The following is an 11,377-nucleotide window of genomic DNA, read 5'->3' as shown; positions in this document are numbered from 1 at the left end:
GAGTTTTTAGGTTTATTGATCGACAGGAGGAGTAATCATCCGAATAGGAGCATTAGCTCTGTTCCATTGGCTAGGATTAACAGAGTTGTCTATGTTAATAAGCATGCTTTCAATTGTTCCGGTTGGTTTATTTGGTGGAGTTGGTGCTACATCATAGTTGATTCTGATAGAGCCCTGCTCACTAAACTCTGTTTCGATTTTTGGACAATGTGGGCAAAATGATCGCACATATAATAAGTCGATATCTTCTATAGGTTCATTCTCACCGGCACCAATCATCCAGTAAGGCTGTCCATTATTGTCATATAGATAAGAAAGAATTACTTCGCTAATACCTTGAGTACCAATTGATAAACCCCAGCCGGAGTCAGAAGGATTAAACCAGTGTCCAGTATGTTGTGTGGTGGGTGTTCCACCAAAACCATACATACGTATAAGTTCAGCACTATATTTTCCATTGAGAACTCTAGTCATAACAGCATTGTTTTCATCAATATAAGAAGTTGTGGATTGACCAACAGTTTGAACGATTTGTTGTCCGCTATCAAAGCCACCAACATAATTAACATGTAAAATGTTACTGGTTGCCTGATTATTGGTCATAAGATTGTCTCCACCGGTTATGTACCAAACAGGATAACCGTCATCCTTTCCTGTGTAATGAATATAAATCATTTCATCATGTGTGCTTCTTTCAATTTTATACATATCAAACCCATTTCCAGCACGATTATAGTTAATCCAGTGTCCACTGGTAGGTTCTACTGTATTTGCGCTCGTTGGTGAGCAACTGTTTACAACTGAACAACTGCCATTATTACCAACAGTTGTGGAAAGAATGCTTTCATTAATTTCTGCAAAACCATTTTTGTGAACAACCGCATCAAGCTTTATACCTAATGGAGAGCCACATTCTGTATTTTGATTGACGCTAAACTCTACATCGACCGTTTTGCTTTCTCCAACGGCTAAATCCCCCAATGAAAGAACCGGAGTTTCAAGATTATAGAAGGTTAAATCATTATTACTTCCGGGCAAGTTGTTTTTATGATAGGTGCAAACGGCTTGTTGATTATTGATGTTGTTGCTATTACAAGAGTAGCTTAATCCATCACTTGCTGAATCGCTTTGTTGTCCAACAGTTGAGGTTTCCGGATTAAAACCAGTTCCCTCATATTGATAAACCCATTGATTGACTGTTGGATAAAGTATCGCTTCAAAGGCAAAAGGACTGGTGTTGTTTTCCCAAAGTTCAACATTATCGTACATAAAGACATCACAGGGTAAATCACTTCCAAGTTCAGATTGCCTTGGACAAACATTAAAATGTTGATGATATAAACCACCAACGACCAAGTCGTCATGCAGAGGCATTAATCTTGCACGTGTTGATACTCCTTCACTTATATTGCTGGGTAATGCCGGTATTGGACAATCATTGCTAAAATCAAAGCCACTTTCGGATGAGTCGGTTGAAATATAACCATTACTACTTAGATAGAGGCTGCTTATAATGTTCCCATATAAATTAAAAGACTGAGAAAGGCTGACGGATGCAACACCTTCGTCATTAGCCGAATAGTTGCTCGTCACCGGTACAAAAGTCAATGAGGTTCCAGAGGATGAAATATCAATAAACTGCCTGTCACAAGCTCCTATCTGGTTGCCGTAAATATCACTATCAACCGCTTCAAAGCCGGTATTTGGTGATGACTTCTTAAAAGCGACATAGACGCTTTCAGCATCCAGAGAAAAACCACTGCTAGCGATGGTTACAGGAACCTTCCAACGCTCACCCGGGTCAATTTTGCTATCACCGTTTCCACACATCTGAACCTTGTTACCAGTCTCTGATAAGATGTGGTTAGGTGCGACAATATGGGCATTCATACTGGCGGCTACCGGACAACCGTTGGCATCGGTGATATTAACGACAACATCTCCAATAAATGGTTGAGCGTGTGTAACAATAATTGATGAGTTGGAACCATCAGAAACATCATCGCCATTGATGTCCCAAGAGTAGCTATAAGGTGCTTCACCACCGGAAACATTGGCGATATATTCTTGTTCAACACCAACAACACCTTCCGCAAATGTGTGAGAAATACTTGCCGTCATGGTCGGACAAGCACCTAGTCCTTGAAGTGTTTGAGCTCCGGTATTTCCTGGGTCCAGCCAGTCCTTAAGCCTAGTTGAAGATGTTCCACCTCCGGTCCATGATCTATAAAGTCGTCCATAATAGTCGGAGTCATCATTCCCACAAGCAGCCCATCCTCCGTGTAGTTGACCAACTAACAGCTTATTTTGGTTCCATAACCCGGAACCCGATGATCCGCCTTCTGTAGTACCAACATCCCAATCCACCACTTTTATATGAGTAGAGGTGTCTCCGCTTGGTGAGGGTTCATAGTCACTTGTGATAGTTGAGTCATAATCATGACTTATTCTTTTAGCGTGACCACTTGGGTGATGTATTCCTGTAGCTGAAGTAGGTACATTGTTGGTCCTGTCCCAACCCGAATAAAAAACATTATAGCTGGGGTCAGGTTGCTCATCCAATCTTAAAAGTGAAAAGTCACTAGCTGAGCTACTTGCTAGAAAAGTAGCACCAGACTGAGTGTCATTAAAGCCAGATGTCGGAATGGCTGTTCCACTAGATATCGAATTGGGAGTTCTACATGTTGGTGACTCGTAGTTCCACCAGATATTGATGGAAGCAGCATTTTGAGCGTTAAAACCACAATGATTTGCAGTTAAAAACAAAGGGTCTCCATCATTGTTTGTGTTATTCACAAGCTGACCAGTACAGAGTCCTGATCCATTAATAACATATCGAGCTACTGAGCGAATTTGGTCTCGCCATTCATCGCCTTCACTACAAACGACATCGACATTACAACTACCACTTTTGACATTGTAATCTTCTGTTTCCCAGAATTTATTAGTGTTTGATTTTTTTAGAAAGTCTGGTTGTTCCCAAATAGCTCGGAATCCACGGGCAATTTTATCAATAGAAAAACTAACCTGATCTCTGTATTCGTCATCTACAGTTAATTCTACAGTTACCGTATCGCCAATTATTGGCCCGGGCCAGAATTGCTTGTGATCTTTGTTTTTCTTTTCGTCAAATGGCCCTTTGACCAAAACACCACTTTTGTTATAAAATGACAAACTTGCTGTCGGTGGCAAATAGAAATCATAAAACCCAAACCCAAGAGACTTGGCATTTTTAGATTGGACTTTCAGTCTCCAAACCCAAGTTTCATTATCAATCTGATCCCACTGTCCGCCTAAGCCTTTATCGCCGGAAACATATAAATCACTAATTTCAGTTTGTGCGGCAAAAACAAAAGGTTGATCTTTGCCGGTATATTGAGAAGCCTTGGCAACCTCTAGGGAAATGTCGGTTTCCGGCAAGGTGTATGCTTGTTTAATTTCGGGCAAAGCGAATACTTGCGAGAATTCCGTTGCTAATAAAAATATCAGAATCTTTTTCATGGTTTTGATCCTCTTATGTTTCCGGTTTTGAGTCTTCCAATACGATTGCTTTAAATCCATTTCGCTTGAGTTCCTTCAGTACCATATCAGCTTTTCGAGCCCCTGCATAGGGGTTTGTTCTGACACGATGCCATTTGACTCCTTTTATTTCTGTTTCCTGAATGTTTGTGCTGATTCCTGCAAATGCAACCTGCGCCTTCATTTCCTCGGCATCGCTAAGGTTTTTAAATGCACCAATCTGCAAAACATAATTGGTTGGCGTTTCATCAATTTTAACAGCCAGTTCGTTGTCATCAACAACGACTTCCATTTCCTGAAGTGTTTCGTAGAATACATAATCCTGTTTAGGCTTGATGGTTACCTGTTCGCTAATATCTTCGATTTCTGATTCTTTTCCGGTGTTTATAGTAATTTCCGGTTGCACAGATTCGATTTTCGGAACCCAGCCTTTGACATAGGCGGTGATTGCTACCGCTAATCCGCCCAACATACCAATCAACAAAATTGACCAGACAGGCAACCTTTTTTTAGGAGCTGCTCGACCGGCGACTCTTTTTTTGGTTTTCTTCTTAGTTATTTTTTTCTTGGTTGTCATTATTTAATCTTTGTCTTCAGAAAACATTGACTCAGGAGCGGACGCGCCGAGCATTTTCAATCCATTGGCAATGATAACTTTAACCGCCTTAGCTAAACAAAGTCGGGCGTTTCTGAGGGACTCATCATCAAGTTTGCCGATTTTGTGTTCGTTATAATAACTATGAAAACTTTGAGCAAGCTCTCTTAAATAGTTTGCCAGCACATGAGGTGAGCGAGTTCTGGCTGAAGCCGTCAGTATTTCCGGATATGATGATAACAATCGAGTTAAGTCATGCTCTGAGTCGTTGTCAAGCAGGTTTAAGCTTGCCAATCCGATTTCCTGATTGTATTGTAGAGCTTCCTGTTCCAGTTTTTCAAACACTCGGCATATACGAGCATGGGCATATTGAATGTAATAAACAGGGTTTTCGTTACTTTGTGATTTTGCCAAATCCAAATCGAAATCAAGATGCTGATCATGGCTGCGCATGACATAGAAAAAACGTGCCGCATCAACGCCAACATCATCAATTAGTTGTGACAAAGTCACAAACTTGCCTGAACGAGTTCCCATTTGCACCTTTTCACCATGTTCGATTAGGTTCGCAAATTGTGTTAATACAATTTCAATATCATCAGGGTTGATTCCAAGACCTTTGGCTGCTGCTTTCATACGGGCAATATAACCGTGATGATCTGCACCAAAAAGATATAAAGCTCCCTCAAAACCACGCTCAAACTTATTCAGTAAATAAGCCACATCAGATGCAAAGTAGGTTTTTTGACCATTTTCGCGAATGACAACCCGATCCAAGTCATCACCGAAGTGAGTTGCCATAAACCAGATGGCGCCATCTTTCTCGTAGAGATAGTTGTTATCTTTCAATATTTTCAAGGCTCTATCTACGGTATCACCACTGTGCAATAGTTTTTCTGAAAACCAGGAATCATAATTGACATTAAACTTTGAAAGGTCTTGTTTGATTCCCGAAAGAATATCGTTGAGAGCAATTTGGAAAACTTTGTTGTAGTCTTTTTTTCCAAGCAAACTTTTTGTATTGGAAATCAAACCATCAATATGGGTTTCTTTGTCTCCGCCGCTTTTCTCGTCAGCAGGGACACCTTCATAAATTTCGTGACTGGTGTGTAAAAATTTATCTCCATATTTTTTTCTGACAATACGGGCAATATCGACAATATAATCTCCCTGATATCCATTGTCAGGGAAAACCACCGGTTGTCCGCAGAGTTCAACGTATCGCAGCCATACAGAAGTTGCCAGGATATCCATCTGTCTGCCATTGTCGTTGACATAGTATTCGCGCTGAACATTATAGCCACACTTTTCTAAAATGTTGCTTAAAGAAGCGCCATAAGCAGCTCCTCTTCCATGACCGACATGCAAAGGACCGGTTGGGTTGGCAGATACAAACTCAACAGTGATTTTTTTGTTTTTTCCATAGGCATTGTCTCCAAACTCGTCACCTTGTTTGATGATTTGCTTAATAACTTGTCTGCGACAATTTTCTGTCAGGAAAAAATTAATAAACCCGGGCCCGGCGACTTCAACCTTACTCACATGTAAAGACTCAATCAGATTATCTGTTAGTAATTGAGCAATGTCTCTGGGAGATTTTTTTAATGGTTTTGCTAAAGTGAGGGCGAGATTGGTGGCAAAATCCCCATGCTCTTTACTTTTTGTACGCTCAAAGATAATTTCAGGAGATAAATCTTTGGGAAACTCTCCGTTTCTTTTTAAATCTTCAAGTGCTTTTTCCAATAATTCTTGTAAGTGTTTAATCATGCCTTGATTTTTATGGTTTATGCAGAGGGGAGATTTTAGCAAATCAGGCATTAATGTTTCATAAATATAGGTTATTTTTAACGATATTTAAAATTTATATGATAAAACCGTCTTCATCCAGCTCAGGATAAGGTGAGTTTTTGTCTCGAAAGGTTTTGGCAATTTTGGGATAACTCCACTCGAATAACAAATTTTTGTACCTTTCCTCTGAAAGAGACCTGTCTTCGTACATTCCGGCATTTTGTCGCTGCTTTTGAGCTTCAAAAAGAATGATTGCTGAAGCAACTGAGACGTTTAAGGAGGCAACCATTCCTTGCATGGGAACAATAATGTGTTTATCAACAACTTGAGCGGTTTCTTCAGAAATTCCTTCCAACTCTGTTCCCATGACAATCGCGGTCGGCTTCGTGTAATCAATCGTGCGATAATCCACAGCTTGATCTGAAAAGTGAGCGGCTAATAATTGGTAGTTTTTATTTTGAAATTGTTCAGCGGCTTGTGAAAAGGATTCATATCTATGCGCTTCAACCCACTTTTGTGAGCCTTTGGCAAAGTAATTTAATTGTCTGAAGCCATCTTTGACCGGAACATAATGAACATCCTGAATTCCAACGGCATCGCAGGTTCTGATAATTGCATTAAAATTATGTGGCTTGTGCACATGATCCATGATTACAGTGAGATCTGTTTGTCTTTTTTGGAGGACTTCTTTGATTTTTGAAAAACGTTCTGGAGTCATTAAAAAATACTTGTGACTGAGAGCTTGGAGCGACAATATAGCTTAAAACGAGGTGTTTTTCTTATAAAAAGGGGAAAAATCGTTTTTTTTAACAAAAAACAATATAATATTTTGCATTATAAACATTCTCTATGTTATTGTTATTGCAGGTTAAGTTGCCCTTTAACCAAAAACAATAATATTACCTCCCTTAAAAGCCATGTTTTAAGCATGGCTTTTTTTATGCCAGATCATTATGACGAAAACAATTTTGTACATGATCATTTACCAATCCTCCGGCTTGCATCAAAGCGTAGCAAATGGTTGAGCCAACGAATTTAAACCCTCTTTTTTTCAAATCTTTGCTCATCGCATCTGAAATGTTTGTTTTTCCCGGAATCTCGGAAAGCGCTTGATGTTTGTTCTGAATCGGACTTCCGCCTACGAAGTTCCATAAGTATTGATTAAAAGAGCCAAACTCCTTTTGAATCTTTTTTATTTGTTGTGCATTGTTGCGGGTGGAATATATTTTCAGGCGATTGCGAATAATATTTGTGTCTTCTCTTAACAGTTCCAATTCAGAATCACTCATTTGAGCCACTTTATCAATATCGAAATGATGGAAAGCGATCTCGTAACCACTGATTTTATGCACTATGGTTCTCCAGCTGAGACCGGCTTGAGCACCCTCGAGAGTTAGAAATTTAAACCAGGTGACATCATCATAAATTGGCACGCCCCATTGAGTGTCATGATAATGCTCGTCAACAGCATCTCCTTCGCACCATTGACATCGAATGATGGTTTTATCAGACATAGTTTATGTAGAAAATAGTTCCCCAACTTGCCAAAACCAGCATTTGAGCCAAGAATACTGCAGCCGAGCCCATATCTTTGGCTCTTTTTGCCAACTCATGACGTTCTTCTCCACACACCATGTCGACAACAGCTTCGATTGCCGAGTTTAAAATTTCAACCAACAAAACAACAAGAACAGTCCCTAACATCAACAATAACTGCATCGGAGATTTTGAAAAATAAATCGCTATCGGAATTAATAGAACAGCTAAATAAACCTCTAAACGAAACGACGCTTCGTGTTTAAATGCTGCGTGCAAACCTTGCATGGACCACTTGCCGGCATTGATTATTTGCTTAATTCCTCGTCGCTGACTATCCGCCATGTTATTGAGCCGGATTCCTCCATACCAAGTTTGGTTGTTTCACTGCTTTAGCATCGTCCAGACGACGGTTCGGTGCGGTATGAGGTGCTTGCTTGATGGTTTCAATGTCTGATTCAGCTTGTTTCAGAATGTCGGACATCGCTTCAACAAAGCGGTCAATGGTTTGTTTCGATTCTGTTTCAGTTGGTTCAATCAACATACATTCGGCAACCAAAAGAGGAAAATAAATCGTTGGTGCGTGCATTCCATAGTCTAGCAGGCGTTTTGCAACATCGGTAGCCGTCAAGTTTAAATCTTTGGATTGCTTTTTCAAGGTGACAATAAATTCATGGCTGGCACGACGTTTTGGGAAGGCTAACTCAAAACCAACCTTTTCCAGTTGTTTCATCAAATAATTGGCATTCAAAGTGGCAAACTCGGCAATTCTTGGCATTCCTTGTTTGCCCAAAAGCAAAGCATAAATATAAGCACGTAAGTTCACTCCGACATTTCCGGCAAAAGCCGAAAGTTTACCAATGGATTTGGGGGCTTGTTTTTCATCAACATAGTGATAACCATGTTCGGATTTGCCAACAAAAGGTGTTGGCATATAAGGAACCAATCTTCTTCCGACTCCTATGGCTCCGGAACCCGGACCACCGCCGCCGTGAGGGGTGGAAAATGTTTTGTGCAAATTCATGTGAATCACATCAAAATCCATATCTCCGGGACGAACCTTGCCTAGAATAGCGTTCAAATTAGCTCCGTCGTAATAAAGTAAACCACCGGCTTCATGAACCATATTGGCAATTTCTTTAATGTTTGGCTCAAAAACACCCAGCGTGGATGGGTTGGTTAGCATTATTCCTGCGGTTTTTTCACTCAGTAATGGTTCTAAATCGTGTAGGTTGATATTTCCGTCACGGTTGGTTCGGATTTCAACCACTTTATAACCACACATGATGGCTGTCGCCGGGTTGGTTCCATGAGCGGCATCGGGAACAATGATTTCATTGCGTTCAAAATCTTGTCGGCCATCGTGATAGGCTTTTATCATGGCAATTCCAGAAAACTCACCTTGAGCCCCCGCCATCGGTGTTAAAGAAACCGCCTTCATTCCGGTGACTTCTTGTAAAATCTCCTGTAAATGAAACATGCACGACAATGTTCCCTGAATGTGTTCATCAGGAGTATGCGGATGAGCATTTAAAAACCCATCGTTAAGTGCAAGCGAATTACAAACCCTTGGGTTGTACTTCATGGTGCATGAACCCAAAGGATAAAAGTTTGTATCAATGGAAAAATTCTTTTGACTCAATCGTGTGTAATGCCGGATAACATCAAGCTCGGATGCTTCAGGAAGTCCTAGTTTTGTTTTTCTTTCTAATGCTTCGGGAATTTGTAAGGCATTAGATGATGTTTCCGGTGTTTGTGCAGAGGCATGTCGCCCTACTCTGGATTGCTCAAATATCAACATGATTGAATACAACAAAAAAGAAGGATTTTACTCGACAAAAGTTGAGAAATAAACATTCAGCGAAAGATATTGTCATTGAAATACTAGATTTGAATAGTAAAGTTGGTTTAAGAGAGAATCAATAACCAGCCGCTTGTCCATCTTTTCGTGATTCAGAAGCTCCCCAATAAACGCCATCTTTGAGCTGAATCGCTTGATAACCGCCGTACGGACCATTGGCAAACTGAATATTATGACCCATTCGCATGAGTTGACGAATGGTTGAATATGAAAAACCGGACTCAAGGTTAAGAATGCCGCCGTCAGTCATTTTTTCTCCGGTTGGTTCGGATGAGCCGGTGTGATGAATTCTCCAAGCATCGCCGGCTTCTTGCACATCCATGCCAAAATCAATCATATTAACCACAATTTGAGCATGACCTTGAGGCTGCATCGCTCCACCCATCAAACCAAAACTCATCCACGGTTTATCATCTTTTGTGATAAAAGCCGGAATAATGGTGTGAAAAGGTCTTTTGCCACCTTCAAAGCTATTGTAATGATTTTCTTCCAGCGTAAACATTTCTCCACGGTCTTGTAAAATAAAGCCCAATCCCGGCGGAGTCATACCTGAACCCATACCGCGATAATTGCTTTGAATCAAGGAAACCATATTGCCGTCTTTGTCTGCAACTGTCAGATAAATAGTGTCTCCGTGTTCCAGTGCCGGATTACCAGCAGGATAATTTTTGCCGGCTTTGTTTAAATCAATCAATTTGGCTCTTTGCTTGGCATAAGATTTTGAAATTAGTTGTTGAACCGGTATTTGGCTAAAGTCAGGGTCTGCATAAAACTTGGCACGGTCTTCAAAAGCGAGTTTCTTGGCTTCGGTAAAAAGATGAATATATTCCGCTGAATCCAGTTGCATTTTACCAATATCAGATTGCTCTAGAATATTGAGAATTTGCAAAGCCGCAATTCCTTGACCGTTTGGAGGTAACTCCCAGACATCATAACCTCGATAGTTGGTACTGACTGGTTCAACCCATTCTCCTTTATGGTTTGATAAGTCTTCGTAACTGAGAAAGCCACCGTTTTCCTGCATGTATTTTGCAATAGTTTTGGCAATTTTGCCTTTGTAAAAAGCATCTCTTCCGTCTTTTGAAATAGCCTTGAGTGTGTTTGCAAGATTGGGGCTTTTCCAGATTTCTCCTTCTCTTGGGGCTTTGCCATTGATGGTGAATTGTTCCGTAAAGCCGGGATATTTGTTTAGTTTCGGAACAGATAAGTTCCAGTAATAAGCAATCAACTGAGAAATAGGAGCTCCGTTTTCAGCATAATCAATGGTAGGTTGCAAAACTTTTTTCATCGGCAACTTGCCGAATTTATCATGCAACATAAACCAACCGTCAACAGCTCCCGGAACTGAAACCGGCAAAGGTCCATGTGAGGGAATTTTGTTATAATCATTTTCAATAAACCATTCTCTGGACAAGGATTTTGGCGACCGTCCAGAACCGTTGAGACCATAAAGTTTTTGTGTTTTCGCATCCCAAACGATAGCAAACAAATCTCCACCGATGCCATTGCCTGTGGGTTCAACCAATCCCAACATGGCATTCGCTGCAATTGCCGCATCAATCGCATTTCCACCCGATTTCAGAATATCCAGAGCAACCTGAGTTGCTAAAGGTTGTGATGTGGCCGCCATACCATTTTGTGCAATAACTGGAGAGCGAGTGACGAATGATTTTCCTGTCACCCGATCGCCTGCAAAACAAAAGGAATGGGCGATTAAAGCTGTCAATATTAGAAATCTTGAAACCTGCATTTTATGACTCTCAGAAATACTTGAATATTGGTAATGATAACATAGTTTTATAGCATTGTTGTTTAACAACAGATATATGACTCTCGCAGAGACGCAGAGGTGCAGAGAAATATAAAGGGTAAAAAATAACATTGTCATACTGAGCATAGCCGAAGTATCCCCTCAATCCACCGTGATTTAATTCAATACTCGATAATGCTTCCTTATCGAGAGAGATTTGTTTCTAAATTACAAATAATCCAACGGACTAAAACGGTTTTTCTGGCTTAATTCACGCACCACATGGGTGTAAACCATGGTCGTTTCCAGTCTTTTGTGTCCCAAAAGT

At 40.5% G+C, this 11,377-nt stretch carries 8 protein-coding genes; all 8 read right to left on the bottom strand.

What is annotated here, in order from left to right:
• Positions 1-12: 12 nt before the first annotated feature.
• The 8 genes from R3F25_05685 to ggt all read right to left on the bottom strand — a co-directional run bounded on the left by R3F25_05685 (position 13) and on the right by ggt (position 11,049).
• Positions 13-3,501, bottom strand: a complete 3,489-nt coding sequence (locus R3F25_05685) for a trypsin-like peptidase domain-containing protein (GenBank protein ID MEZ5496305.1) — start codon at positions 3,499-3,501, stop codon at positions 13-15.
• Positions 3,502-3,514: 13 nt separating this feature from the next.
• Positions 3,515-4,096, bottom strand: coding sequence for an SPOR domain-containing protein (locus tag R3F25_05680; protein MEZ5496304.1), 582 nt, complete (start codon positions 4,094-4,096; stop codon positions 3,515-3,517).
• A gap of 3 nt (positions 4,097-4,099) precedes the next feature.
• Positions 4,100-5,881 carry an arginine--tRNA ligase gene (gene argS, locus R3F25_05675; GenBank protein MEZ5496303.1) on the bottom strand — a complete coding sequence of 594 codons (1,782 nt, stop codon included), beginning with the start codon at positions 5,879-5,881 and terminating at the stop codon, positions 4,100-4,102.
• A 94-nt stretch (positions 5,882-5,975) separates the two neighbouring features.
• Entirely contained in the window at positions 5,976-6,620 is a 645-nt protein-coding gene (gene trmH, locus R3F25_05670) for a tRNA (guanosine(18)-2'-O)-methyltransferase TrmH (GenBank protein MEZ5496302.1), read from the bottom strand.
• 220 nt (positions 6,621-6,840) lie between these two features.
• Positions 6,841-7,416 (bottom strand): DNA-3-methyladenine glycosylase I, encoded by a 576-nt coding sequence (locus tag R3F25_05665; protein ID MEZ5496301.1) that lies wholly within the window; start codon positions 7,414-7,416, stop codon positions 6,841-6,843.
• The gene (locus R3F25_05660) at positions 7,409-7,783 is read right to left on the bottom strand and encodes a diacylglycerol kinase (GenBank protein ID MEZ5496300.1); all 375 of its coding nucleotides are present in this window, start codon (positions 7,781-7,783) and stop codon (positions 7,409-7,411) included. The genes R3F25_05665 and R3F25_05660 overlap by 8 nt, the downstream gene beginning before the upstream one ends.
• 1 nt (position 7,784) lies before the next feature.
• Complete coding sequence (gcvPB, locus tag R3F25_05655; protein MEZ5496299.1) at positions 7,785-9,239, bottom strand: aminomethyl-transferring glycine dehydrogenase subunit GcvPB; 1,455 nt, start codon at positions 9,237-9,239, stop codon at positions 7,785-7,787.
• Positions 9,240-9,357: 118 nt separating this feature from the next.
• Positions 9,358-11,049 carry a gamma-glutamyltransferase gene (ggt, locus tag R3F25_05650; protein ID MEZ5496298.1) on the bottom strand — a complete coding sequence of 564 codons (1,692 nt, stop codon included), beginning with the start codon at positions 11,047-11,049 and terminating at the stop codon, positions 9,358-9,360.
• Between the last annotated feature and the right edge of the window lie 328 nt (positions 11,050-11,377).

It is taken from the genome of Gammaproteobacteria bacterium (genome assembly GCA_041395445.1).
In the GTDB taxonomy this organism is placed as follows: domain Bacteria; phylum Pseudomonadota; class Gammaproteobacteria; order Xanthomonadales; family Marinicellaceae; genus NORP309.
Note: the sequence above shows the minus strand (reverse complement) of the source record. Positions and strands in the feature narration are given on the sequence as shown.

What these genes read in the sequence shown, in the direction of transcription:
- R3F25_05685 (MEZ5496305.1), bottom strand. Translation starts at nt 3,501, where the DNA reads ATGAAAAAGATTCTGATATTTTTATTAGCAACGGAATTCTCGCAAGTA.
- R3F25_05680 (MEZ5496304.1), bottom strand. Translation starts at nt 4,096, where the DNA reads ATGACAACCAAGAAAAAAATAACTAAGAAGAAAACCAAAAAAAGAGTC.
- argS (MEZ5496303.1), bottom strand. Translation starts at nt 5,881, where the DNA reads ATGATTAAACACTTACAAGAATTATTGGAAAAAGCACTTGAAGATTTA.
- trmH (MEZ5496302.1), bottom strand. Translation starts at nt 6,620, where the DNA reads ATGACTCCAGAACGTTTTTCAAAAATCAAAGAAGTCCTCCAAAAAAGA.
- R3F25_05665 (MEZ5496301.1), bottom strand. Translation starts at nt 7,416, where the DNA reads ATGTCTGATAAAACCATCATTCGATGTCAATGGTGCGAAGGAGATGCT.
- R3F25_05660 (MEZ5496300.1), bottom strand. Translation starts at nt 7,783, where the DNA reads ATGGCGGATAGTCAGCGACGAGGAATTAAGCAAATAATCAATGCCGGC.
- gcvPB (MEZ5496299.1), bottom strand. Translation starts at nt 9,239, where the DNA reads ATGTTGATATTTGAGCAATCCAGAGTAGGGCGACATGCCTCTGCACAA.
- ggt (MEZ5496298.1), bottom strand. Translation starts at nt 11,049, where the DNA reads ATGCAGGTTTCAAGATTTCTAATATTGACAGCTTTAATCGCCCATTCC.